Origin of the sequence: Paenibacillus sp. Y412MC10 (assembly GCF_000024685.1) — a bacterium.
Classification (GTDB): Bacteria; Bacillota; Bacilli; order Paenibacillales; family Paenibacillaceae; genus Paenibacillus_AQ; species Paenibacillus_AQ lautus_A.
The window spans coordinates 4,906,991-4,932,641 of record NC_013406.1 but is presented as its reverse complement, the minus strand read 5'-3'; the positions used below and the strand labels follow the sequence as shown (position 1 = coordinate 4,932,641).

The following is a 25,651-nucleotide window of genomic DNA, read 5'->3' as shown; positions in this document are numbered from 1 at the left end:
CTTGGTTAATCGATCCAGAGCACGTCTATTCAACCGTCACCGCAAAATAAAAGCTGGCTTCTCCTTGATCCAAAGGCCATGTGCAGTGAATTTCGTACAGGTACGAGCCGGCTTTCGTTGGCACGGTATATCCATCGTTACCTGAATCCGTCAGGTTGAGGATGGTGAAGCCATGTATTCCTTCGGGTGGCGTCGATTGAATGTCGGCACCGCCTTGGACCACAACCGGCGTCATATCCTCGAGCCTGGGACGGGCTGCGTCCGTCGTTGCGCAGTTATCTCCGTTGCACCACGAATAACCGCCGCGTTGCAGCTTGATCTCGGTGCCGTCAATGCTTACCTTGGGCAGCGGAGGTTCGGCGGCCTTCACCCACAGGGTCTGAACGGCATTGCGGGCATTTTCCTTCGAGATCGGCGTTACGTTCTCGGATCTGGATCCGATGTAGTACCCGGTACCGAACACCATGATTAGAAGAAAGATGTATAACACCGGCCGCATTTTTTTCATGTCCTGCTGCCCCCCCTTTATATCCTTTGTCTCATAACTTGCTAGAAAATATGTTATAATTTTGAAATCAAGCACTTCCATTATAAACCAATCAAGGATAACAGGCGTTATATATTATGAGATTCTTTGAAGAGGATGAAACCTATGACAATAAAATGGTTAGCGTGGGCCAAGGAGATGCAGGCCATCAGCCAGGCCGGACTGGAGTATACGAGGGACGTTTATGACAAGGAACGGTTTGAGCAGCTGAGGGAGCTCAGCATCCAGATCATGCAGGAGTATACCGAAGCAGGCGAAGAGAAGATCCGTACGCTGTTTGCGAGTGAAACCGGATACCAGACGCCGAAGGTGGATGTCCGCGGCGTTATTTTTCAAGACGGAAAGCTGCTGCTGGTGAAGGAAAAGGCCGACGGGGCCTGGGCGCTGCCGGGAGGATGGGCGGACATCGGCTTATCCCCTGCGGAGGTCGTGGTGAAGGAAGTGAAGGAAGAGGCCGGCTACGACGTGCGTGCAGGGAGGCTGCTGGCCGTATTGGACAAGAAATTTCATAACCATCCGCCTTCGGCCTTCCACGTGTACAAAATGTTCATTCAGTGCGACATTACGGGCGGAGCCGCAGGCGTGGGGACCGAAACGTCCGCGGTCGGTTTTTTCCCTCAGGACGAACTGCCGCCGTTGTCCGAAGAACGGAATACCAAGGAGCAGTTGAAGAGAATATTCGAATTCGAGAACGACCCGCATTTGCCGACTTGGCTTGATTAATACAGATAACAAAGGAGCGTAGACAATGTGATAGGCTTTAAACCTTATAAAGACTTACCGGATGAATCAGAAACCAGGCGTAAATTCCATGGACGGATCAATATTTTCTTTTTCAGCGCATTTTTAATCTTTTGCGTCATAATCGTTCGCCTTGCCATATTACAGTTCGTAGAGGGACCGGAGCTGGCAAGCCAGGAAACCGGGGGGGAGCAGAAGCATTTCCCGCTGCAGCCGATCCGGGGGTCCATCATCGATGCGTCCGGCACCAAGCTTGCATACTCTACGGCTTCAAATTCTCTATATATTACGCTCATGAAGGATTACAGCAAGAAGACGGACAAAGGGAAAGAAAACCGGCCGGAAGCGGAGGAGATGGCGAAGCGGCTTGTCCAGGCGTTTAACAAATATGGGGATCCGAACTTGGAACCGATCACCGTCAAAAAAGTGATGGACGACCTGGATTTGGAATATAACAAGCAGCATGGTTATGAGCCTAGACGCATCAAATCCGATCTGACGAAGGAAGAGATCGCTTATTTCATGGAGAACCGCGCCAAGTTTCCCGGCATCCAGATCGTGGAGGAGAATGTAAGGCATTATGATCCGGATACAGTAGCGGTTCAGACGATCGGGTACTTAAAGAAGTTCAGAGGCTCCAAAGACCTCAAGGTTTATGAGGCTATTGATCAGAGCAACAAGGATCAGAAGAATCCCGGCTTGATCTACACGGAAGAAGAGTGGATTGGCTATGACGGATTGGAACGGATGTTTCAGGAAGAACTGCGCGGCAAGAGCGGGTATCTTAGCATTCCGATCAATCCGCAGAATATGGTGGACGGCGTACCGAAGATGGTTGCTCCTGAAAAAGGCCATGATATTCACACCACGATTCATAAAGACATTCAGCTTGCCACTGAGCAGGCCATTATGGATCAGCTTCAATATCTTCATACTCATCCGGTATCGGGTAAGTTACATAAGGATGCCTTAACTGGATACGCGGTCGCCATGGAGGTGGATACCGGTCATGTGGTTGCGATGGCGAGCATGCCGGATTACGACTCGAATGTGCGGGTAAATGGTGGCAAAATTACGCAGGATGTCGTGGACGCGTCGGGAAACGGGACGATTACGATCTATGGATCAGGTCGCTCGGGTAATGGCTTTGAATCCATGATTTTTCTCGGTTCCGTCATTAAACCGCTGACGGTGCTGATCGGGCTTAATGAGGGGTTATTTGGCATTAATGACACTTATCCTGATCAAGGGTACGCCACCATAGGCCGCGAAGGAAGCGAAACGAGAATTTCCAACTCGAGCGGTCATCGAAACGGACCCATCAAACCGCAGTTAGCGATTCAGCAATCCTCGAATGCTTTTATGATTGATATGATTGGCAAAAGGCTAGTCAGCAAGTATGGCGGGGAGAAGGGCGTTACGGTCTGGGATGAATATATGGAGAAGTTTGGTCTTGGCGTCGTAACGGGGAGCGGCTTGCCCAACGAGCATAAAGGACTGAAAAATTATACCGATACAAAAGCAGCGGGAAGTAATCTGGCGGCGTTAGCCTACGCTTCCTTCGGTCAGCAGGGTAAATACACCCCTCTACAGCTTGCTCAATACACCGTCATGCTGGCGAATGAAGGCAAGCGGGTCAAGCCGCAGCTAGTCAGCAAAGTCACGGATCAGGATGGCAACGTGGTCAAGGAATTCGGGCGCGAGGTCCTGAACGAGGTCGAATTTCCTAAAACATACTGGCAGACCATTAAGCGGGGGATGAATACGCAGGGGCTGGCCGCATTCGATGATTTTAAATATGACTTTGCCCGCAAAACGGGAACCTCCGAGCAGGAGGCTAAGGTAAATGGAAGATGGCAAAAGATTGATAACGGCGTCTTCATCGCCTTTGCTCCGCGAGATAATCCGAAGCTGGCGGTGGCCGTCGTTGTGCCGGAAGGCGGCTTCGGCTCGCAAAGCGCCGCGCCGATTGCGAGGAAGATATTCGACGCTTACGACGAAGTCTACGGACTTGACGGAACGCCGCATCCGAAGAAAACGGAAGGGCAGAAGAAGGATAGCGGCGAGGACGAGACAGGAGACAATGAATAAACAGCGTAGACGCAGAATCTGAATCGTGAAGATCAGCGATGGGAGACGGGGAGACTAAACCAATGATATGGGATGAAAGTATATCGGGTGCAGTCGGTTCATGTTCATCATTATTAATCAATACCATTCGCTTGTGAGGTGCAAAATCATTATAGGCAGGCTGTAGAGGCGAACTTGATCCTCTCCATCCTGCCTTTTCTGTATCTTATTTAATCAATAAGGATTGCTCCTGATCTTCAGCACTTCCGCGAGAAAGGTCAAGGCCAGACCTTGGCCCCAGCCCTGGATTCGCTTATCGGGCACGCCTCTGTAACCTGCGGCGTCCTTCATGACGGCCGTACCCGCAGATACGCCGGTTACGGTACCATCCTCGGTGATTTTGGCCAAGATGCCGTCAATCGATTTCTGCGTGTATTTATTATAGATCCGTCCTTTGGTCAACAGGGCGGCGGCGATGCCGGCCGAGCCGGACGTTTCCAGCGGGGATTGCGGATCGGTCGTAATCGTATGCCACAGGCCGGATTCATGCTGCAGCCGGACCAGGGCGCTGAGCTGGTCGCGCAGCGAGCCTTCGATGATCATGAAGGACGGGTGCGTGACCGGTACAAGCTCCAGGGCACGAGCCATCGTGATGGCGGCCCAGGCATTGCCCCGGCACCAGAAGACGCCTGACATATGGTTGCCGGCGATGTTGTCCCAGCCGTGGTAATACAGATTCGTGACGGGATCCTGCAGGCAATCCTCATGGCCGTGATACTGCTTCAAGCCATCCTCGAAGTAATCCTCCCGGTCCAGCATCACGCCGATCCGAAGCAGGAAGTAGCCTGCCATGAACATCGTATCGACCCATGCCTGCTCCGGAAAGTTATACGTTTCGGAGTTCACCGTATGCTGAAAGATGCCGTTCCCGAAACGCAGTGCATCATGCGTGAGATACTCGGCCATTTCCTTCGCCGTTTCGATATACCGTTCATCCTCATAAACCTCATACAGCGTCAGGAGGGAGTGGCCGATGGAGACGCCGTTGACGGACAGCTTCGGCAGCCCCTCTTCCATATTTTCGTCGACCCAGGCTTTCAGCTGTTCCAGATATTCCTTTTTGCCGGTGGCCTTGTAGGCTTCGCATACCCCGTAAAAGGCGACCCCGCCCGGCCAATCCCAGCTGAAGTCCATGCGAAAGGTCCGGTCAACCACGCGGTCAATGACATTCTCAATTTGTTGATCATCAAATACAAGTGCTGGCATGATGAGAAACTCCCTTCATATTCAATTGAATCTATGTGTATGGATTACCCTTTCAATCCCGTCGTGCTGATCCCTTCCACGATGTATTTCTGGAAGATAAAGAAGACGATGACGACCGGCAGCAGCGATAAGGTAGCCATGGCAAACATGCCGCCCCAGTTATTAAGCGATTCCCCGTCTAGGAACAGCTTTAAGGCAAGTGACACCGGATATTTCTCCGGGTTGTTCAAGTAAATGAGCGGATTGATGAAATCGTCCCATCTCCAGTAGAAGGAGAAAATCGAACATGTAATGAGAGCGGGCACGATCAGCGGCACAACGACCCGGAAGAAAATCCCGTACTTGCTGCATCCATCAATCTTGGCGGCTTCGTCCAGTTCCTTCGGAATCGTGCGGATAAACTGCATGATCAGAAAGATGAAGAACGGAATGCCGAAGAATTGGGGAACGATTAACGGCTTGAAGGAAGACAGCCAGCCGAATTTGGCGAACATGACATATTGCGGGACAATCACGACGTCATGAGGCAGCATCATCGTAATCATCATGCAGGCGAACCAGAACTGCTGTCCGAAGAACTTGGTCCGAGCCAATCCGAAGGCGACAAGCGCCGAGGAGGCGACGGCCCCAATGGTGGAGATGATGACAATGATGAACGAGTTCTTGAAGAAGGTGCCGAAGGTGGTCCCGGCGAATCCCTTCCAGCCCGTAGCATAATTCGAGAACTCCAGCCGGCTCGGAATCAGGCTGTAAGCCGTCGTGAATATTTCATGATTGGGTTTAAGCGAGCTGGCGACCAGCCACAGAATCGGATAGGTCATGCCGAGGGCGAACAATCCGACCAGGGTATGGTAGAGAACACGTCTGGATTTGGTCATAACCGTCAATCTCCTTTCGACTCGTAATGAACCCAGCGGGTGGATGATCTGAAGATGAGCAAGGTCAGGACACCGACGATAATGAGCATGATCCAGGCAAGAGCCGACGCGTAACCCATTTCAAAATGCGAGAACGCCTTGCGGTATAAATAGAGCGAATAGAGCAGCGTTTGATCCAGCGGGCCGCCTTCGCCGCGCGAAATAATGTAGGCGGGGGTGAAGGTCAGGAACGCCGAGATCGTCTGGAGCGTCAGATTGAACAGAATAATCGGACTGAGCATAGGCAGCGTAATCTTGAAAAAGCGATGGACCGCATTGGCACCGTCCACGCTGGCGGCTTCGTAGTAATCCTTCGGTATATTTTTCAAGCCGGCCAGAAAAATGATCATCGAGGAGCCGAACTGCCAGATGGACAATGCGATGAGCGTCCAAAGCGCCGTGCTGGGATTCCCGATCCAAGAGGTCGTGGAATGGATTCCGAAGAGGGACAGGGCAGAGTTCACGAGCCCCTTGTCGCCGAAGATCTGCTGCCACATGATGGCCACGGCCACGCTTCCCCCGATGAGGGAAGGCAGGTAGAAGGCGGAGCGGTACAACCCCACGGCCTTGGTTGCGGTATTCAGAATCATGGCAACGAAGAGGGCGAATATGAGGCGCAGGGGAACGCTGGCGAATACATAGGTGAATGTGACCTGAAAGGACTTGCCGATCTTGTCGTCCTCCAGAAACAACCGCTCATAATTCCCGAGGCCCAGCCATCTCGGCGCTTCCATCAGATTGTAATTGGTGAACGAATAATACAGGGACGACAGGATTGGATATAAGGTAAAGATGAGAAAACCAAGAACGAACGGCGCTGAAAACACGTAACCGGTGATGTGCTCGTTCTCGCGGAGCCTCTTCATAGACTTCAACCCCTACGATTCAGATTTGGTTGCGCCCCGTGCAGGGGTCACTGATGTAAAAAGGCATCTCTTGCACGGGAAAGACGTGCGGGAGATGCCTTGTCTAGCCGTATCCTGGTTATTGCTGAGATCTGGCCAAGATGGCATTCGCTTCCTTGCGGAACTCGGCCGCGGCATCTTCGATCGAGATTTTCTTGAACAGGATGCGTTCGCTGAGATCTCGCAGCAGCTTCTCGATCTCTACCGCACCGATCGGGTTAGGAGGATCTCCTGGCGTGCTGTTGGCCTCAGCCCAAGTGACATAGTCGAAAATTTTGGCTTCGTTCTCGGAGAGGAGCGGCTTCAGCGCTTCCTTTACCTTGGCGGATACGGGAACGCCGCGTTCGCCCTTGATCAGCTTGTTGGCCTCGATGTCGTTGATGAAGAAGCTGATGAATTTGGCGGCTTCTTCCTTGTGCTTCGAGGTTTCGGTGACCGAGAAATACATCGAAGGTTTCAGGAAGAGACCGTCCTTCGTTCCGGGACCCGGCATCGGATTCAACTCCAACGAACGGTCGGTTACCAGATTGGCCACGGCAAGGAACTGGTTGGACCAGCCGGTGCCCGAGATGGAATTGCCAAGGACGATTTCATCCTCCTCCGCTACGCCTTTCTTCTGGGCTTCCTTGTCGAGAGACAGGATATATCCGTTGTCGTACCATTTCTGGTAGCGGGTGAAGTAATCGATAAAGGGCTGGTCGTCGCTGTACCCGATCGTTTTGCCGTCAGCGCTGTACATTTTCTGGCCGATGGTTCTTAAATAGTACGGGAAGAAGACGTCATGCCGGTAAGCAAAACCTCCGATCTGCAGGCCTTTTTCTTTGGCTTGGGCCCCCATTTTGTCCATGTCGTCCCAGGTCCATTCCTTGGACGGAATATCGATGCCGTTCTTCTTCATCGTCTCGACGTCAAACGTGGTTTGGAGTGCGTTCACGCCGAGGTTCATGGCAACCAGCTTGCCGTTGACCTCACCGCCTCTCAGCGCATTCTCGCTGACGTCGGCGACATCCAGCTCGCCGCTCTCGGTGAACGGCTTCAAATCCGCCAGCTGATTCCGGCCTGCATATTGATTCAGGTAGGAGATGTCCATTTGGATAATGTCCGGAAGTCCGCCGGCCACCGCTTGGGGAGCAAGCTTCTTCCAATAGTCATCGAATGGGGCATATTCCGGTTCAATGGTGACATGCGGATTCTGGGACTCATACATTTCGATGACCTTCAAGGTATAATCATGCCGGGACTGACCGCCCCACCACGCAATGCGGAGCTTGACCGGATCCTTGCTATCGCTTGCAGTCGCCGGCGGCGTTTCCGTTCCGGTTCCGCCGTTTGCCGGCGGTTCGGCAGCGCCTCCGCCCGAACAGCCGATCAAGCTTCCGATCAGGGAAAACATCAGGACCGCGCTTAACACTTTTTTCATTCCATTTCCTCCCCTTTGTTGATGGACCACAAATTATCGCTTCAAATGTTAGTGCTTACATTCCCAATTATCTAGTTTTCGAGGGGAAAGGGTAAGGAAAAAAACCGTGCAGTTTGTTTAAAAAGCAGAGATGTACGTACAAGTTATTCGCTCTTTTTCATATATTCGGAGGGCGTGCAGCCGATCTGTTTCTTGAACACTTGGCTGAAATATTGAGGATTGTCGCCAAAACCGAGCCGCTCCGCCATTTCAAAAATTTTGATATCGGGATCGCTGAGCATCATTTCGGTTGCGCGTTTCATCCGAAGCTTCATCACGTAATTGGAGAACTTCTCGCCGGTCTCCTTTTTGAACAGCTTGCCAAGATAGTCGGCGTTCATATACAGCATGTCGTTTGCCACCAGGTTGAGGGTAAGCTCCGAGTTGCCCAGCTGGTTCTCGATGATCTCCACCACCTTGCGCACGATGGCGTTGTATTGGACCTTGTTCCGTTCAAAGTTTCGCAGCGTGATTTCCCGAACCGTTTCTTCCAGTACGCCTTGAATCGCTTGGAGCGTGCTCATCTCGGCGATTTCCGGGATTCGCGCGTAACGTTCCTGCATCTGGTCCGGATCGGTCAGCCGGATGAGGGATACGTATTGCTGAATGATATAGGATTTGGTCATCTCGATGCTCAGCTGCGCACGCTTCAGTTCCTGAACGAACTCGGTCAGGGCAAGCTCCGCTTCGTTTCGATGGCCGGATCGGACGGGCATGCACAGCCGCTCCTCATCAAGGACGAAGCTTCCTTCCATACCGCCGACGTGCAGCGTATCCTCGGTTGTGATCATTCCGCTTTCGTCCAGGTAGAACCGGTAGTTCAGGCACTGCAGCGTATCCCGGTACAGCCTCCGCGCCTGGGTAACAGGTCCGGGATCGCTGATCGCGATCGTGACGTCCATTTTGTAATACTGTTTAAACGTGCAGCGGATATCTTGGAGCTGCTGATGAAGCCGCTGCTGATCGTTACGGTCCTCGATCAGCACCAGGACCTGCTGTCCGATCGTCGTACTCAGCAGCGTCGTGTCCAGCAGATCCTCGGCGATGTTCTTCACGGCGAATTGATGCTCGAATTCGACGGAGCCTTCCAGCTGGAACAGCAGAAGACGCACAGGCTGATCGAAATCGTATTCGAACAGGCTCCGGTACTCCTCCAGATCATGGCGCCCATAGGTCTTGTTGGTGACAAACTCCTTGAGCACCTGTTCTTTGACATGGGGCAGCACCTTCCGGAGCCGGTCCTTCATCTCCTGGACAAACGTTTCCTTGTTCCGGTACTGGGTCAGCTCGTCGATGACCTCTTTCAGCGCTCCACCGATCTTGTCCTCGTCGGTCGGCTTCAGCAGGTAATGCTTCACGCCGTATTGCATGGCGCGGTTAGCATACTCGAATTCGCCGAAGCCGGACAGCAGCACGAATTTGATATGAGGATGGGAGGCGTGGGTCTTGGCAACGAGCTCCAGACCGTCGAGTCCGGGCATGCGAATGTCGCACACGACGATATCCGGGCTCTCCCTGACGATTTTTTCATACGCTTGAATTCCGTTCTGGGCGGTACCCGCCAGCTCGGTTCGGTATGCCGACCAGTCCACCATCTGAGATATGCCGTCCAGAATAATCCGTTCATCGTCCACGAGCAGTACTTTGTACATTCGAATCCCTCCGTTATTTGGGTAAAGACAGAATCACGCGGGTTCCAAGACCCGGTCCGCTGTCGATGGATAAACCGTAATGGTCGCCAAAAGCCAGCTTGATCCGTTCTTCGATGTTTAACAGTCCGATTCCGTTGCCGCTGGTGGCCAAATCGCCGCTTCGCAGCCGCGTCAGGGTATCCGGCGCCATGCCGGGACCGTCATCCTCCACGATGACGCAGAATGCGGAAGGCGTCTCCGTGCAGGACAACGTAATTCGACAAGGGTCTACGGATGGCTCCAGCGCGTAATGAATCGCATTTTCGAGCAGGGGCTGAAGGGACAGCTTGGGTATTTTGCGGTGCAGATCCTGCTCTTGTACATCCAGCGTAAAATGTAAGCGGTCTTCGAACCGGAATTTCTGTATGATGACGTAGTTTCGGACGATCTCCAATTCTTCCCCCAATGTCAGAATGGGCTCCTTCAAACTGACGGAGTTTCGCAGAAGGAAGGCTAAAGCCTGCACCATGTCGGAGATTTGGGACTGCTTGTTCATTTTCGCCAGCCAGTTCACGGATTCCAGCGTGTTATACAGAAAGTGAGGATTGATTTGTGCTTGCAGCGCTTTAAACTCGGTCTCTTTGATCAACAGCCGGTTTGAATAGTTCTCGGTAATGAGGGCGTTGATTCGCTCAATCATGAGACGGAATGTGCGATGCAGCAGTCCCAGCTCGTTCATGGCGACGGGGGCTGCGTCCTGAGGCAGCACGTTGGCTTCCGCAAAGTTTCCTTTTTCCGCGAGTTTCATCCGGGTAATGAGACTTTCGATAGGACGTGTCAGCCCCCGGCTGAACCTGATGCCGAGCAGAATCGCAACCGCGAAAATAACGGTGAAAACGATGATGACAAGCTCTTTAATGAATATGATTTGCTTGAAGGTTTGGTTAAAGGGTGTGACATTCATATATGTCCAGCCCGTGTTGCCCGATCGGTTATGCGCAATGAAGTAGGTGTGGCCATCGATTTCCCGGGTAAGGTACCCGTTTCCGGATGACAGGGAGGATTGAATGACCGCCGGATCGAAGTGCGGCGTTGCGGGATAGATCACATCCGCACCCGAGGTCACGATCAGGTCGCCTTCCCCGCCGGCGGATTTCCGGACGATTTTGTCCATATTGATGCGAATGATGATGGTGCCCAAGTAGTTAAGATCGAATAATGTGCCGGAATAGGATCTTATTTCCCGGGAAAGTAGAAGGGCCGGATCACTTTCGTCCGGGTATATCCAGCGTTCTTCTCCATCCGCGTCCCCGGCAAGCTGAAGAATCCGTTCCTTCTTGGCAGGTTCAATCGGGACGACGCTGCCGACGTCCTGTTGATGGTCATATGAATCGATCAGGTGAATGGAGTAGAGCATGGGCTCGGAACCGACATAATTCAGGAGGCGGTCTACCAAATGCTGGCGGAGGATGAGCCTGTCATAATCGGATTCGCTCCCGGCGATGGAACGCAATATATTCTGGATCTGGGTATCCGTAATGATATTAAAGGATAACTGTTCGACCCGCTCGAGCTCTGACTCAATCGCGGAGGAAGACAGGTGAAGGACCTGGGATGATTTGAGGTACAGCTGCTCGTCGTAGATGGAGAAGGCATACTGCTGGACGATGACGGCGAACGCAAATGCCATGGCAACGATAAGGCTGATAAGAAGGGAAAGCTTATTTTTGATTTTCATATTTTTATAGATCGTCATCCATTTTTGCACGGCAACGTCTCCTTGCGCTGGTCCTAAAATGTTGTGTACACATTATGTACCGGGTTGTAAACGCTGTCAATACGTGCGAGGTTATTCCAACATCCGGGATAATCGGGGCGGCTCTTCTCTAATTAGTCGGTTATTTGAACATGGAGGACGGTTATTTGAATGTATGTTCGGCGGTTACCGTTCCATAATGGACTTAGATGAAATTCAACCGGGAGAGGTGAAGTTCGTTGCAAAACATGTATAAATTCGATTTCGGTACGGAAACGCCAGGCCATGAACATATCAAAATAACCGCCGAGACCTTATATAGTCCCGAGCTTGGCTACGGATTCCATTCCGTATCCAGCATATCTGCCGTGAATCGGGCAGGGGAAGAGGCATTAACGGGAGATTTTATCATCCCGCTGAACGCAGCGTTTCAGGTCGATGTCTCGGATGGCCTGTACACCTTGCATCTATTGATTGGCGATGCCTGGTTTGATACGGAAACCTCCATGCGGGGGACGGAAGGACAGATGCTGCTGGATGGGAAACTCATCCCGGCAGGCCACTTTGAACGTTACAGTATGACGGTGCCAGCGGTTCAAGGGAAAATTGTACTGTACTTTTCTGGACGGGCTCCCCGAATTAACGTACTGGAAGTGCTGCCTGCACCGCATGCAGCATGCCAGGTGTTTCTGGCTGGGGATTCGACGGTAACAAACCAGCCTGCGGACGGCTATCCTTATGCCGGGTGGGGGCAAATGCTGCCCGCATTCATGAAAGCGGATGCAGTTGTGAGCAATTATGCACGTTCCGGACGAAGCTCCAAGAGCTTTATTGCGGAGGGAATCCTGGAACGAATCCGGGAGAAGATGAAACCCCATGATTACATGCTGATTCAGTTTGGCCATAACGATCAGAAGCGTGATGAGGAGAGGTACACGGAGCCTTTTTCAACATACAAGGAGTTCTTAAAAGAATACGTGGATGTTTGCCGGGAGAAACAGGCGACACCGATCCTGGTTACCCCTGTTCACCGCCGTTACTTTGATGGCAAGGGAAGGCTGAAGGACACGCATGGTGATTATGTAACGGCCGTTCGGGAGCTGGCCGCGGAGGAGCAGGTGCCCTTGGTCGATTTGGCGGCGCTGAGTCTGGAGTATTTTAACCGGCTGGGTCCGGAAGGGACCAAATCCGTGTTTATGTGGGGGAGGCCGGGGGAATTTCTTCGGTTCCCGCAGGGGGTAATGGACAATACCCATTTTCAACAGCGCGGAGCGGCCCAATTGGCCGATATGGTGGTTGGCGGTTTGAAGGCGCTTGGACTCCAGCCGTTGTCCCTGTTTCTGCGGTAACATGCCGGGTCCCGAACCTGAAAAAGAGGAACTTTGGCACCCGCAGCGAATCTATTCAAAACACCCTAAATCATACGAGCGAGGAGCGAAACGCATGTCAAAAGGTGAAAAGCAATGGATTATTCCCGATGGGTATATCCCTCCTGAAAGCAGCGGAGAACTAACCAGTCATGAATCCGTCTGTGTGTTGAACTTAACCGAGCAGGACGTAGTGGTTACGATTCATGCTTACTTCGAGGATCGTGACCCATTGCTGGGAATGGAAACCATCGTGCCAGCAAGAAGAACCAAGCACATACGGACCAGCTCCCTTCGAACGGGTGACGGGCAGGGTATTCCTCCGGGTATTCCCTATGCCATGGAAGTTACAAGCAGTGCACCTGTGTTTGTTCAATACAGCCGACTCGATTCCACTCAGGCCGAGAATGCTTTAATGAGCGTGATGGCATACCCGGTAACCCAAATTTCAAAGTAGGTGGATGCATGGTACATACGGTGACGTATTCTAAAGAGCCTCCTGAGGACGTTCATGAACTGGAAGCTCTATATGATGCGCTGGAGTGGAACTCCATAAATTTATCCGCTGCCGAATTGAATACCATATGCAGGCAGAGCTGGTATGCCGTCTATGCGTACGACGGACAGCGATTGGCAGGCATGGGGCGCATCATTTCCGATGGGGTCATAACCGGCGTTATATGCGGATTAGGCGTACATCCGGAGTATCAGTCCAGAGGGATTGGCCGACAGATCCTTCATCGATTGGTTGAACATTGCGAGAAGTCCCGGGTCATCCCGCAGTTGATGTGCGAGGAAGGGCTGGAACCGTATTATGAGAAGCTGGGCTTTCAGCGATTCACCATTGGGATGAAGAAGAATATACGGCGATAGACGAAAAAGGACCGCAGGGCGGTCCTTTTTCGCATGTTGGTTATTGGTTATATGAGATTTAAAATTTGGCGTCTTTGATCATTTCGTAGACTGTTAGGGAATCCTCACGAACTTCCAATGCAATCACGGTATCGTCCTTTTGGAAAAAGTGTACATGTCCCATTTGTTTTTCTTCCAATTGGGTCCAACCTGCGGCTTGGATCTCTTGGAAGTAGCGCTTAGGCGTGGCCAAGCCCTGTTCGCCGCCGATGCCCTTCACCTCGTATTCAGCGCCGTTATCTATATTAGGATTCTCAGGTTCCGGAATGGTCTTCATTAGCGCTGCACTTTCCGGGATTGGAAAGTCGTCATCAACGGACGAAGGCTTGTATCCGTCGACGGGCTCCTCGTATCTGGGCGTACATCCGACCGCAAGCAGGAACAGTGGCAGCACAATAATGGCGGTTAAGTATTTTTTCATATGCATCGCTCCTTATATGTAAGGAACGCCGCAAAGCTGGAAAAAGTTGTGGATCTTTTTACAAAACTGACGATCGAATCCTCGAATCACTATGCCAATTGCGCGGATCATTGAAAAAATCTTACTAGACCCGTTGCTGCTGGATACGCAGGAGGGAAATAATGTTAAAATAGTTTTAGTCGAATATAGGCTGAGTTGCGATTTCCGTGCCGGTCCCGGTAAGGAAGGTACATAGAACCAAGAAACGAAGGTGATGGATATGTTTCAGAATGTCCCGCATTTGCTCATCGCGGACCTTCCCGGTTATTCACCGGATATTAGCCGCTTGCTGTCGATGATGAATTATGCCAGGTTCACGACGCTGCAGGAGGTCAAGGATTTAACCATGGAGCAGCTGGATTATGTTGCAGAAGTAGGGGGGAACTCGATCGGCGCATTGCTCCTGCATTTTGCCGCCGTGGAATATGCTTATCAGGTAAGTACCTTCGAAGAGCGCGAATTAAGCGAGGACGAGCTGCGGAAATGGGGTCCTGGCCTGAATCTGGGAGATGAAGGCAGAGCCGCGATTCGAGGCCGTGAACTCAATTATTATATCGAGCGGTTAAACGAAGTCCGAAACCGGACGTTCGAGCTGTTCCGGTCGGTTACGGATGAATGGCTCTACATCGAGCAGCCATTCTGGTATAACAAGCACGCAAATTATTATTTTATGTGGTTCCACGTCTTTGAGGACGAAATCAACCATCGTGGGCAAATCCGTCTTATTCGAAAGAAGCTGCCTCATGCAGTGAGTTAGGAGTACTTCATGCAACTGCTAATTGTCCGTCATGCGCAATCACACGACGGCACGATAGCGGCCTTTCGCCGATACTTGGGGGAGGATGTTACATGCCAGGATTTTTTGGGTGAAACGGGCTCCTATTCGGTGAAGATCTGACCAAAACTAGCGATTCTCTTTAACGATAGAGTAGTCGGGGGTACCATGATTTTTTATATGAGGTGATTGGATGATGAAGCCACTGTCCGTAGGAATTATCGGGACGGGATTTGGCAGAACGGTTCATGCTCCTATTTTTCAGATGCATCCCGGGTTTCATGTGAAATCCATTGCTAGTGTCCATCGACAACGCACGGAGGACCGCTCGTTGAATGGAATTCCAATTTACAGGAATTGGCGTGACATGCTGGATAGTGAGCAGTTGGATCTGGTATCGATCGTATCTGCACCTGGCCATCATTATGAAATGACGATGCTCGTCCTGCAGTCCGGCTACCATGTCCTGACGGAGAAACCTCTGGGCATGAATACGGAGCAAACGTTACAAATGCTAAGAGAGTCAGAACGGCTGGATCGACAAGCTTTCGTTAATTTTCAATGGAGATGGGCCCCGATTAGGCAACGAATCAAACATATATTGATGGGCAAAGAGCTGGGAGATATTCAGCATATCAAATATCACGGGAGTTTCTCTGGATACTCCGTTCTGACGGAGTCATATCGGGGGTGGGAAGCACGAAGTGAGAATGGCGGAGGATTCCTGTTCGCGGTGGGTTCCCATATGGTTGATTCACTGATATGGTGGATGGGCGAAGAGATAACGGAAGTGTACGGCGATTTGAAAACTCAGATCCCCTCTTATCATGGGGATGCCGGGATTGAGATTAGGGATGCCGATGATGCGTTTACCTTCACGGGCAGATTTAAAGGTGGAACTTCGCTTGTGGTGGATGTGTTTTTTCCAGGAATCCACGGCATGGGTTGGACGTTGGAGATTTACGGGACCAAGGGAACGCTGATCATGCGAAATGACCAAAACCTCGAATGTAGCTTTGGCGGTGCATTTGAATCGATCGATATCGACCCGTTTCATCCCCCGGCAAATCTGGAGGCTCCGGCATTGCACTATTATAACGGCTTTTATCAGATGATAGATGGCATATACCACAGTTTAACTGGAAACACCCCAATAATAGATTTACCGACTTTTGCTGATGGGCATAAGGCCCAGGCCGTTCTTGACGCGGTGCGGCTTTCGTCCGAGACGCACAGTCGAATCAACATTGACTATGGATCACTGCCATGATTCGGTATAGTCTGCAGTAAAACTCGAAGGAGGCGGAAGCACATGACTCAGCGTCGTTTACAGATAGGCATGTGGGATCAGTTTACGGAAGAGCGATGGGAACGGCTTGCGGACAAACATATCAGCGGGATGGAAATATGCAGCTTTCCGAATCGGGAGGCGTTGGTTGAGGTCAGCGATTTTTGCCGTAACCGGCGGATCGCGTTCGGTGTTCATGCCCCGATTCTTCGTGAAGCGGGATATCGGTTGCCACAAGTCAATGCACCTGAACCCGAGGTCTTTCGGAAAGCGCTCGAACAAATCTCGGCCGAGGTTCGGTTAGCCTCCAGTATAGGGGCAGATTATATGCTGTTTCACTATCCGTTTTATCCGATCTTTCAGGAGCCTTTCACCCCGTACCCGCGACTTCCTAGCCCCGAGGAGCGTTACAGTTACAACCAATTGGGCAAAGAAAGATTCCGGGAAATGTCGAAGCGGTTATTTGAGTTTCTCTGTGAACTCCAGCTTCGCTATGGGCAGCGCATTGTGCTAGAGCATGATTTCTTTGGAGATTACGGGGATGTGCTGATCGATAGCTTTTACGCTTATCCCGACATCGGGTTTGTGCTGGATACGGCCAGGCTTGATATAGCTCGCAGGGCCTTTCAAGGTTTTGATCCATACCCGTTTCTCGATCGGATGGCGTCCCGGATTTATTTGGTCCATTACAGTAACGTATGGTACGAAAAGGACAAGTTCACGCATCATCTGCCGGTGCTGCCGGAGCATGATCATGATTCGAACTATGGAGAAGCCTACGCCTATTTGCAATACGTTGCCGCCCGTAATTCACGGTTCCATGTGACGTTTGAACATAACGCAAGCCTGATCACTCGGCAGCAATTGCAGCAGATCTATGACCAGACGGCATTCATGCTTCAAGAGCAGGGAGGGCACGTACTAATTCGGCCGTAAACGCGATAGACATATAGGGAGAAACAGACTGCAGATTCAATCGGTGACATGATATGGCACGACTTAGCTTGCACCTCAGTGGGGAGGAACCCTCTATGATACAGAGCTTGATCGTTGTGTTTGTCCTGACGATGATTATTCATACGGCGGAGACGTTGTCATACTCTGCGAGATATGCCGGAGTGAAATTGAACAAAATTGCGGTGGCGTTATCCTTGACCGGAATCATTGTGCTGGTTTCCAGAACGTCCAATCTGGTTCAAGCTCCGCTGACGGGGAAATTCGTGGATTATGCAAAAGTGGATCCTTCGTTTGACGTGCTCTCCTATTTCAGGGCGATATTGCTGGCCGCATCCATCGGAACGATTGTCGCGATCGCATTGTTTCCTACCTTCGTCAATCTGTTCAGCCGAATTATCAGTAAGCTGGAGGTCGCCGGATCCATACCGAAGCTTGTATCGAGCGTGACCATCGGTCAGCTCAAGAATACGCGACATTACATCAGGAAGCCGAATCTGAAGTGGAGCCAGTTTCGTTACTTAGGCGTACCTAAACGGTTTATTTTGCTGAATATCGTGGTCACGGCTTTTTACACGGTGGGTGTCCTGGCATCCCTGTATGCCGCACATCTCGTTCCCCAGTACAGCACCATGGCCTCCCAAGCGTCCGGACTGATCAACGGGATTGCAACGATTATCTTAACGATATTTATCGATCCCCAGCTTGGTTTGATTACGGACAAAGCCACCCGTAATGAGGAAGCGAGGGAACAGCTGGGCAAGGTGTATACGATGCTGATGGTTTCGCGGTTTTTCGGAACGATGCTGGCCCAGCTCGTGATTATTCCGGCGGCTTACGTCATCAGTGAGATTGTGAAATGGATATAAAGACGGCGGTATTGGTTAGAAAACAAGAACGAGAGAGGAGGGGGGATCATGATGACGCGTAGACGTCTGGCGATGGAATCCGTGCTGTTTCCCGCAGCGATATATATAGGCTATTTTGCATTTATGATGCTGCAAGGGATGGTGCTAACACAGAGACATGCGCAGGATCTGGATCTGACCAGGCAATATGAACGGGTGGAAATCCTGCAGACCCAGGTTACGTTTGGAATGGTGGAACGGAGCAGCGGGTGGCAAACAGCAGCAGCGATCGGAGGCTTCGTTCTATTGGGCGGCTTATATGGTTACATAAGATGGCAATGGAACAAACGGAGATCGCAGTCATAAATTTGAAGTCGTAGAGCACAAACCCTGTCATGGATTTTCGTCCACGGCGGGGTTATTTATGTAGGTGGAATTTCCGTCGTTCGCGTGGAGTTTAGAATCAAGAATAATCGCCCCGAATCCTTCCGTGGATTGCTAACTCGAGGGGCTTAATCCCTTATTAAGCCGGATGATTGGGTGACCCAATTATCCGGTTTTTGCTGCCTTATAGGTCAAAACTACCGTGATTTTATCGATGAAAGCGCTATTTTTATGCTTGACAGCCTATTCAGATGCGTTTATGCTAAACGTGCGGTTAATTGGATCACCCAATTATCGTTTGCGCAAGTAGGGATAGAGAGGGTAGTCATATGACCATTAAGAAGATTAAATATCATCGGGTGTACGAGGATGTTATCGAACAGATCAAGAATCTGATTCTGGAAGGGAATCTGGCTCCGGGTGATGTCCTGCCGACAGAACGGGAGTTGGCCCAGTCCTTCGGCATTAGCCGCGGAACATTGCGGGAAGCCTTTCGTATTCTGGAGCGTGAGGGCTTGATTGAAGCCAGACCGGGCGGCGGACGTTTCCTGAGCAAAGCACTGGATGTAGCCGAGGATCGAAGCCGCATTCTGGACAATATTGAACGCGCTACCATTATAGAATTGTTGGAGGCGCGGGAATTGTTCGAGACGGGAATCGTGGAGCTGGCGGCAAAGCGCGCAACCGATGAGGATATTGCCGAGATTGAAGCCGCCTTCGCGACATGGGGGGAGATCGATCAGAACGCGGAGGATCGCTCGAAGCCGGATCAGGCGTTTCACCTGTCGATCGCCAAAGCCACGCATAACGTGGTCCTTGTCAATATGATTGAACTGCATATGGATTTACTTCAGCGGACGCTGAGCAAAACAGCCCAGATTCCGGGGCGCAAGAGCGAGGTCTACGAAGAGCATTTACTTATTATGCAAGCCATTAAGGAACGGGATCCGGTAAAAGCGAAGCTGGCTTTGCTGAACCATCTTAGCCGGGTTAAAGAAAACATACAGAAAAACCACATTCATGTTTAAGAGGGGGAAAATGCACCCCCTTTTAGCACAAATTGGATAATCCAATTATCCAATGGTCATGGGTGAATATGTGGGTAGAGAGGGACTGCAGATGAATACAGACATTCGAATTCTATCACCCTGCGGCATGCTGGGATATGGCTTTCCTGAACAATCCTTTATGAACGGACTGGAGTTTGATCTGCACGGCATCGTCGTGGATGCAGGATCTACGGATGGCGGACCGCATAAGCTGGGCGCCGGCGTATCGATCGTCAGCAAGCGTGCGGTTAAGAAAGACCTGGACATCATGATCACCCAGGGTTTGCCTCGGAACATTCCGATTATCATCGGATCGGCCGGCGGCTCGGGAGCAAGGACCCATGTGAACTGGACGCTGGATATCATTGATGAGATTTTGGATGAGCGGGGTCTTCAGGCCAAGGTGTCCGTTATCTGGGCGGATTTTACGCAGGAGGAAATCCATCTGGCAAGCGAAGAAGGGAGAATCAAGGGACTGAGCCCGAACATTCCGCCACTGACCCGCGAGCGGATTGATTCCACGAACAGCATCGTTGCCCAGATGGGACACGAGCCTATTGTGGAAGCGCTTAAACAAGGGGGAGACATCATCGTATGCGGCCGGGCTTATGATCCGTCCCCATTCGCGGCGATCGGGATCTATCATGGCAAGGACCCGGGGCTATCCTATCATCTGGGAAAAATATTGGAATGCGGCGCACTGTGCGCCGAACCTGGCACAACCAAGGACAGCATTCTTGGCACGATCAGCGATGATTCGTTTACCGTTCAATCGCTTAACCCGAACCGGACGTGCAGCCCGACCAGCGTTGCCGCCCATACCTTCTATGAGAAGGAACATCCGTATATCCTGCATGGTCCCGGATTCACGCTTGATTTGGAGAATTGCCGATTCGAGGAAGTGGAAAAAGGCGTCGTTCGCGTGACGGGCAGCAGGTACCTTCCGGCGGAGAAATATTTCATCAAGCTGGAAGGCGCAAGACGCGTCGCGTATCGGACCTTTGTGGTCGCAGGGATCCGGGACCCGATCCTGATCGGGAAGCTGGAAGAGGTTGAAGAATATGTGCGCAACCAGGCGCGGGAATATTACCGGGAAATTCCGGAATCGGATTATCGGATTCAATTCTACAACTACGGCAAGAACGGCGTTCTCGGAAGCAAGGAGCCCGAGTCGTTCGACGGGCACGAGATCGGCGTCATGTTCGAAGTGGTGGCCAAGACGCAGGAGTTGGCAAACAGCATATGCGCGACGGTGCGTTCCACCTTCCTGCACTACGGCTACGAAGGCCGGAAATCAACGGCAGGCAATCTCGCGTTTCCATTCGCGCCAAGCGACATCGAGTTCGGTCCTGTGTATGAATTCTCCGTCTACCATCTGATGGAAATGAAAAATAATGCTTTTCGTATAGAGCATCGATAAGGAGGATCAAACCATGACTCAACTCGGCGATTTGGCGAAGGTGCTGCGAAGCAAAAACTCGGGCCCCTTCGAAATTACATTAGACGTGTTGTTTGATTCCAAGGAGCAATATGACAGAGTGAAACAGTCCGGCATCATATCGAAACGGACCATATGCGAGCTGTATCAGATACGGGAGGAGCAGATTCATCATCTGGTGTTTTTCGACCAGGCGCTGGGTTTCAAGATCACGATGTCGCGGGACATATCGTCGGGCAGCGTCGGCGACCGCGACGTGTACGGTGCCCAGCAGCATGCTCCCCTCATGAAGTTATCCGTCGAACATGGGGAGGAGGGGTAATCCATGAAGGTGTTAAGACGCTTAAGGCAGGATTGGGTATTATACGCAATGCTGTCGCTGCCTCTGCTCTACTTTTTTGTTTTTCACATCATTCCGCTGTACGGCATGAAACTCGCCTTTCAGGATTACCGGATTCTTGGGGATCATGTTTGGGTCGGGTGGAAGCACTTCAAGACGTTGTTTAGCTCCCCCGCCTTCACAAGCGTGCTGCAGAATACCATTATCATCAGTTTGATGAAAATCGTATTCGTGTTCCCGATTCCGATCATGCTGTCGCTTCTGATTAATGAAGTTCGGAGCTCGAAATACCGCAAATATGTGCAATCCGTGGTTTATCTGCCGCATTTCCTGTCTTGGGTCGTGATTGCCGGGATCTGGATCAGTCTCTTGAACCCAGCCGAAGGCGGAGTCAATTTGATTGCGAATTTCTTTCAACTGCCATCGGTGGATTACATGACCAGCAAGGAGCATATCCGTTGGGTGCTCGTATTCTCCGAAATCTGGCGAAGCGCGGGTTGGGATTCCATCATTTATTTGGCAGCCATCATGAAGATCAGCCCAGGATTGTATGAAGCAGCCAAGATCGACGGGGCGACCCGGCTGCAGCAGATGAGGTACATCACGCTTCCTCATTTATACAGCACAGTTGTAACCGTCTTCATTCTGAATCTGGGCTTCTTCATGAATGCTGGTTTCGATCAGGTGTTTAACTTTATGAACGATTCCATCATCAGCGTGGTCGATATTCTGGATACGTATGTGTACCGGATCGGTATCGGAAACGGACAGTTTGCTTATGCAACCGCGGCGAGCCTGTTCAAGGGCGTGATCGGCATCATTCTCATCCTGGGCACGCATTTCATATCGAAGCGCTTCTCGGGCAAGGGCGTCTGGTAAAGGAGGGATTTACGATGAGACGGCTTGAAATTTCCAAAATCGTCATTTATCTGATGTTGTTTGTATTTACGCTCATGGTCTTGGTTCCTCTCCTGAATCTGCTGGCGCTGTCTCTGACCGACCCCGGCAAAGCCCATCTGATGGGCGGTCTGGACATCATTCCGAAGGGATTCTCAACGATCAATTACCAGCTGTTGTTGTCCAATCCCTTGATCACGGGCAGTATTCTGAATTCGGTATGGATTACCGTGGCAGGCACATTCCTGAATCTGCTGCTGACCTCCATGGCAGCGTACGTGCTGGCGAGAACCGAGTTTATCGGCAAAAAGGTCGTGTTGTTTTTCCTGATCGTCATTATGGTATTCGAGCCGGGCATGATTCCCGAATACCTGCTCGTGAAGGATCTCGGACTGATGAATACGTTAACCTCGCTGATCCTGTACAAAGCGATCAACGTGTACTATCTCTTTATTCTGATGCGGTTCATTCAGGACATTCCGGAGGAGATTCTGGAGGCATCTCGAATCGACGGCGCAGGCCATTTCCGCTTGTACAGCCGCATCATCCTGCCGCTCTCCAAACCGGGGCTGGCGACCTTGGGCTTGTTCTACGGGGTGTATCACTGGAATGAATATTTCCGGGCGACGCTCTATATTTCGGACCCGACCAAATGGCCGCTGCAGGTCGTGCTCAGACAGTTTGTTGTCCGTAAGGACAATACGTCACTGATCGGGAACCAGAACATGTTCGACAGCTCGATCAATTTTGATTTCGCTTCCCTGCAGGCAGGTACGATCATGATTGCGATTGTGCCGCTGTTATTCCTATATCCGTTCATTTTGAAATATTACGCCAAAGGCGAACTGGAGGGCGGAGTCAAGGATTAAGCTAAGGAAGGCAGCTTAACTTAAGGCATGAATGTTCAAATTCAAAAAAGGGGAGAAAGATGAACATGAAAAAATTAAGCCTGTTATTAATCGTTGCCATGCTGGTTATGGTCATGTCGGCATGTACATCGAATTCGAAGACGCCGGGAGCGGGCCAGACCGAGCCCGGGACCGCGCAGCCTGATGGAAGCGGTGATCCGGTTACACTGAAGATCGTGTACAAGGATGAAGGAACGGCGAATCCCGTTTCCGTTAAATTCTTCGAGACCTTGGAGAAATCCCTGGCCGAAGACGAAGGCTTGAACGTGAAATTCGAGCTTGTGGATCTGGCACAGGGCAGTTATGCCGAGAACCTGAATCTGCTGCTGTTGGGCGGAACCATTCCGGATATCATCTACTTCCAAGGCGGCGACCAGCAAATTGCCGAACAAGGCCTGCTGGAGGATCTGACGCCTTACATTGAAAAATCCACTTACATTAAAGATATCATCGAGCCGCATAACCAAACGCGGATGGCAAGCTATCCGTATCTGCTGTGGATCAAACCGCTCGCACCGAAGACCCCGGTCATCCGGGCCGACTGGTTTAATGCCATGGATAGCTCCAAGGCCCTAATGGAGAATCCGACCGTCGACAATTATTACGCCTTCTTTAAGGAATTGGTGGAGAAGAAGCCGGGTGAAGGCAAGCCGAGTTACGCGCTGACGGCAGCAGGCGATATTGCCGAGATCAATTTCATTTTCAATACGGCTTTCGGTTTGGATACGACCTGGCTTAAGAAGGAAGACGGCACTTATGAGTACTCCAAGGTTTCCCAGAATGAAAAAGAAAAGCTGACGTTCTACAACAAGCTCTATAAGGAAGGACTGCTGGACCCGCAATTCATTACGAAGCAGTGGGATACGAAGGAAGATGCCTTCTATAAAGGGGAAGCTGCCGTTATTACGGGCACGGCCGGCAAAATCATCGATCTGTATGACGGAAGAATGCAGGAACTCGGCGGAGAAGACGCTAACCTAATCGTGCTTCCGCCTGCCAAGGGTGAAGCTCAAGGCTTCGGGGCAACCGACGTAACGAAGGAATCCAGAGGACTTGCGATCTCTTCCCAGTCACCGCATAAAGACGTGGCGTTCAAGGTCTTTGATTACCTTGCAAGTCCGAAGGGGCAAATGCTGGACCGTCTCGGTTTCGAAGACGAGCATTATAAAGTCGTTGACGGCGAGATCGAGCTGAACGAGAAATATTACAGCGAATGGTATGCGCGTTTCTGGGAGCCGACCGAGATCAAATCCGAAACGCCTTTGAAAACGCCGCTACTGGGTGAGCCTGGATCCGAATCGTTGAAAATGGCTACCGAGTTCTACACCGAGGACAACAACTTTATCATTCCTGAGCAATTCATTGCGAACTGGGATGCGATGAACAATCTGTACAAGGAATATTCGACAGACTTTATTACAGGCAAGAAGGACTTGTCCCAATTCGACCAATTCGTTGAAGCCTGGAATGCTGCAGGCGGAGCAGAGATAACGAAATACGCCAACGAAAACATCAAGTAAGGAGCCTATAACTATGACTTCGTTTCGTGACCGGGTGAGGGGCGTGGTGATATCCACCGCGCTCGGAGACGCAATGGGAGCTCCAATCGAGAAATTGACGTACGGGGAGATCAAGTCCAAGTATGGACGCGTGGAATCCCTCATGACAAGATGGCATAAGATGGATCTGCCCCCCGACGTCCGGCTTGGCCGGGTAAGGGGCGATGGGATTGTCACTGACGATACGCTGATGACCATTGCGCTCATGAACGTGTATCTTACCGAGGGCAGGCATCTGGATGCCTATGATATGGGCAACGAGTTCGTGAAGGAGATTGCGTTCCGCAAGACGTTTGTCCCTGAGTTGAATGAGGAAACGTTGATTATCGACCGATTGTTCTATCCGGAAAAATATATCTTCATGCGTCATGTGCTGGCCAATTGCGATCCGAGAGAAGGCGGCATCGGGAATATGGTGAACTGCGGGGCGGCGATGTACATCGCCCCGATCGGGATCGTCAATGCGGGCAACCCCAAAGCGGCTTATGATGAAGCCATCCTGTTTGCGATGGGGCATCAAAGCAGCTACGGTCTGGAGGCCGCGGGCGTTTTGGCTGCTTGCGTAGCGAAGGCGTTTGAACCCGGGGTAAGCGTGGACGACATTGTCCACACCGCGATTAGCTTGGCGAAAGACGGCACGAAAGCGGCCATTGTGGAAATGACGCAAGCTGCGCGGGAACTGCGGCATCAGCGGGATGACATGGACAAAGTGATCGAGGTGTTTCAGGCGATCATGCTCAAATATTCGCCGATGGGCGATGACGTGAGCCGCCATATCGACAAGGTTGGCATCCCGAGCAACCATTATACGCCAAGCCGCCTATGGTCGATTGAAGAGCTGCCGATGGCACTGGCGTTCATCGTTCTCAATGACGGAGAGTACTACCGTTCGATCCTGGACGGGGTAAACTCGGGGCGCGATACGGACTCGATCGGCGTCATGGCCGGGGTGATCCTGGGCGCCATGTATGGCAGCGAGGTCATCCGCAAGGAAGATATCGAACAGCTGAATAAGGTGAATCGTTTGGATCTGTGTGCCATCGCCGACCGGTTCAGCGGCATTGCCGCGAAAATCATCGAGGAGGATCTCCGCATCAATGAATCTCGGAAGAATATTGTAAGCCCATAGTTTTTTGCAAGCCATTGGAACTCAGCGGATGTAGAGGAATGGTTGTTACAG

Annotated in this window: 25 protein-coding genes; 17 read left to right on the top strand and 8 right to left on the bottom strand. The window is 51.4% G+C overall.

All coding sequences use genetic code 11. From position 1 onward, the window contains the following. Window positions 1-25: 25 nt before the first annotated feature. Window positions 26-508 (bottom strand): hypothetical protein, encoded by a 483-nt coding sequence (locus tag GYMC10_RS21440; RefSeq protein WP_015736454.1) that lies wholly within the window; start codon window positions 506-508, stop codon window positions 26-28. A 144-nt stretch (window positions 509-652) separates the two neighbouring features. Between GYMC10_RS21440 and GYMC10_RS21435 the strand changes: the two genes are divergently transcribed. Together GYMC10_RS21435 and GYMC10_RS21430 are read left to right on the top strand one after the other, a co-directional pair. Further along, entirely contained in the window at window positions 653-1,270 is a 618-nt protein-coding gene (locus tag GYMC10_RS21435) for an NUDIX hydrolase (protein WP_015736453.1), read from the top strand. Window positions 1,271-1,297: 27 nt separating this feature from the next. Continuing rightward, the gene (locus GYMC10_RS21430; protein WP_015736452.1) at window positions 1,298-3,379 is read left to right on the top strand and encodes a peptidoglycan D,D-transpeptidase FtsI family protein; all 2,082 of its coding nucleotides are present in this window, start codon (window positions 1,298-1,300) and stop codon (window positions 3,377-3,379) included. 213 nt (window positions 3,380-3,592) lie between these two features. Here the strand turns inward: GYMC10_RS21430 and GYMC10_RS21425 are convergent, their stop codons facing one another. From GYMC10_RS21425 to GYMC10_RS21400, 6 genes are all read right to left on the bottom strand, one after another. Continuing rightward, the gene (locus GYMC10_RS21425; RefSeq protein WP_015736451.1) at window positions 3,593-4,624 is read right to left on the bottom strand and encodes a glycoside hydrolase family 88 protein; all 1,032 of its coding nucleotides are present in this window, start codon (window positions 4,622-4,624) and stop codon (window positions 3,593-3,595) included. Between the two features lie 44 nt (window positions 4,625-4,668). Continuing rightward, the gene (locus GYMC10_RS21420) at window positions 4,669-5,502 is read right to left on the bottom strand and encodes a carbohydrate ABC transporter permease (protein WP_009589991.1); all 834 of its coding nucleotides are present in this window, start codon (window positions 5,500-5,502) and stop codon (window positions 4,669-4,671) included. Between the two features lie 5 nt (window positions 5,503-5,507). Continuing rightward, entirely contained in the window at window positions 5,508-6,407 is a 900-nt protein-coding gene (locus tag GYMC10_RS21415) for a carbohydrate ABC transporter permease (RefSeq protein WP_009589786.1), read from the bottom strand. A gap of 118 nt (window positions 6,408-6,525) precedes the next feature. Continuing rightward, window positions 6,526-7,866 (bottom strand): ABC transporter substrate-binding protein, encoded by a 1,341-nt coding sequence (locus GYMC10_RS21410; protein ID WP_015736450.1) that lies wholly within the window; start codon window positions 7,864-7,866, stop codon window positions 6,526-6,528. A gap of 143 nt (window positions 7,867-8,009) precedes the next feature. After that, on the bottom strand, window positions 8,010-9,557 hold the full coding sequence (locus GYMC10_RS21405) for a response regulator (RefSeq protein ID WP_015736449.1): 1,548 nt from the start codon (window positions 9,555-9,557) through the stop codon (window positions 8,010-8,012). A 13-nt stretch (window positions 9,558-9,570) separates the two neighbouring features. Further along, a complete protein-coding gene (locus GYMC10_RS21400) occupies window positions 9,571-11,304 on the bottom strand; it encodes a sensor histidine kinase (RefSeq protein WP_015736448.1) in 1,734 nt (577 codons plus the stop codon). Window positions 11,305-11,531: 227 nt separating this feature from the next. Here GYMC10_RS21400 and GYMC10_RS21395 point away from each other — a divergent pair, with 227 nt between their 5' ends. The 3 genes from GYMC10_RS21395 to GYMC10_RS21385 all read left to right on the top strand — a co-directional run bounded on the left by GYMC10_RS21395 (window position 11,532) and on the right by GYMC10_RS21385 (window position 13,532). Then, window positions 11,532-12,641, top strand: coding sequence for a rhamnogalacturonan acetylesterase (locus GYMC10_RS21395; RefSeq protein WP_015736447.1), 1,110 nt, complete (start codon window positions 11,532-11,534; stop codon window positions 12,639-12,641). Window positions 12,642-12,735: 94 nt separating this feature from the next. Continuing rightward, the gene (locus GYMC10_RS21390; protein ID WP_015736446.1) at window positions 12,736-13,116 is read left to right on the top strand and encodes a sensory rhodopsin transducer; all 381 of its coding nucleotides are present in this window, start codon (window positions 12,736-12,738) and stop codon (window positions 13,114-13,116) included. 8 nt (window positions 13,117-13,124) lie between these two features. Further along, the gene (locus tag GYMC10_RS21385; protein WP_015736445.1) at window positions 13,125-13,532 is read left to right on the top strand and encodes a GNAT family N-acetyltransferase; all 408 of its coding nucleotides are present in this window, start codon (window positions 13,125-13,127) and stop codon (window positions 13,530-13,532) included. Window positions 13,533-13,590: 58 nt separating this feature from the next. Here the strand turns inward: GYMC10_RS21385 and GYMC10_RS21380 are convergent, their stop codons facing one another. Then, window positions 13,591-13,992 (bottom strand): hypothetical protein, encoded by a 402-nt coding sequence (locus tag GYMC10_RS21380; protein ID WP_015736444.1) that lies wholly within the window; start codon window positions 13,990-13,992, stop codon window positions 13,591-13,593. Window positions 13,993-14,251: 259 nt separating this feature from the next. On the opposite strand from GYMC10_RS21380, the gene GYMC10_RS21375 reads away from it, so the two are divergent. The 12 genes from GYMC10_RS21375 (at window position 14,252) to GYMC10_RS21320 (ending at window position 25,600) form a co-directional block, all read left to right on the top strand. Next, entirely contained in the window at window positions 14,252-14,788 is a 537-nt protein-coding gene (locus GYMC10_RS21375) for a DinB family protein (RefSeq protein ID WP_015736443.1), read from the top strand. 211 nt (window positions 14,789-14,999) lie between these two features. After that, entirely contained in the window at window positions 15,000-16,076 is a 1,077-nt protein-coding gene (locus tag GYMC10_RS21370) for a Gfo/Idh/MocA family protein (RefSeq protein ID WP_015736442.1), read from the top strand. A 42-nt stretch (window positions 16,077-16,118) separates the two neighbouring features. Continuing rightward, window positions 16,119-17,030, top strand: a complete 912-nt coding sequence (locus GYMC10_RS21365) for a sugar phosphate isomerase/epimerase family protein (RefSeq protein WP_015736441.1) — start codon at window positions 16,119-16,121, stop codon at window positions 17,028-17,030. A gap of 95 nt (window positions 17,031-17,125) precedes the next feature. After that, window positions 17,126-17,917 carry a lipid II flippase Amj family protein gene (locus GYMC10_RS21360; RefSeq protein WP_015736440.1) on the top strand — a complete coding sequence of 264 codons (792 nt, stop codon included), beginning with the start codon at window positions 17,126-17,128 and terminating at the stop codon, window positions 17,915-17,917. Between the two features lie 48 nt (window positions 17,918-17,965). Next, window positions 17,966-18,262, top strand: a complete 297-nt coding sequence (locus GYMC10_RS21355; protein ID WP_015736439.1) for a hypothetical protein — start codon at window positions 17,966-17,968, stop codon at window positions 18,260-18,262. Window positions 18,263-18,609: 347 nt separating this feature from the next. Further along, window positions 18,610-19,308: a FadR/GntR family transcriptional regulator gene (locus tag GYMC10_RS21350; RefSeq protein ID WP_015736438.1), complete on the top strand. Its 699-nt coding sequence runs from the start codon at window positions 18,610-18,612 to the stop codon at window positions 19,306-19,308. 91 nt (window positions 19,309-19,399) lie between these two features. Then, window positions 19,400-20,749 (top strand): acyclic terpene utilization AtuA family protein, encoded by a 1,350-nt coding sequence (locus GYMC10_RS21345; RefSeq protein WP_015736437.1) that lies wholly within the window; start codon window positions 19,400-19,402, stop codon window positions 20,747-20,749. 13 nt (window positions 20,750-20,762) lie between these two features. Further along, the gene (locus tag GYMC10_RS21340) at window positions 20,763-21,089 is read left to right on the top strand and encodes a DUF4387 domain-containing protein (protein WP_015736436.1); all 327 of its coding nucleotides are present in this window, start codon (window positions 20,763-20,765) and stop codon (window positions 21,087-21,089) included. Between the two features lie 3 nt (window positions 21,090-21,092). Then, window positions 21,093-21,986, top strand: a complete 894-nt coding sequence (locus tag GYMC10_RS21335; RefSeq protein ID WP_009589957.1) for an ABC transporter permease — start codon at window positions 21,093-21,095, stop codon at window positions 21,984-21,986. 14 nt (window positions 21,987-22,000) lie between these two features. After that, window positions 22,001-22,873, top strand: coding sequence for a carbohydrate ABC transporter permease (locus tag GYMC10_RS21330; RefSeq protein WP_009589953.1), 873 nt, complete (start codon window positions 22,001-22,003; stop codon window positions 22,871-22,873). 65 nt (window positions 22,874-22,938) lie between these two features. Further along, a complete protein-coding gene (locus tag GYMC10_RS21325; protein ID WP_015736435.1) occupies window positions 22,939-24,432 on the top strand; it encodes an extracellular solute-binding protein in 1,494 nt (497 codons plus the stop codon). Window positions 24,433-24,445: 13 nt separating this feature from the next. Next, on the top strand, window positions 24,446-25,600 hold the full coding sequence (locus GYMC10_RS21320) for an ADP-ribosylglycohydrolase family protein (RefSeq protein WP_015736434.1): 1,155 nt from the start codon (window positions 24,446-24,448) through the stop codon (window positions 25,598-25,600). The last annotated feature ends 51 nt before the right edge of the window (window positions 25,601-25,651 follow it).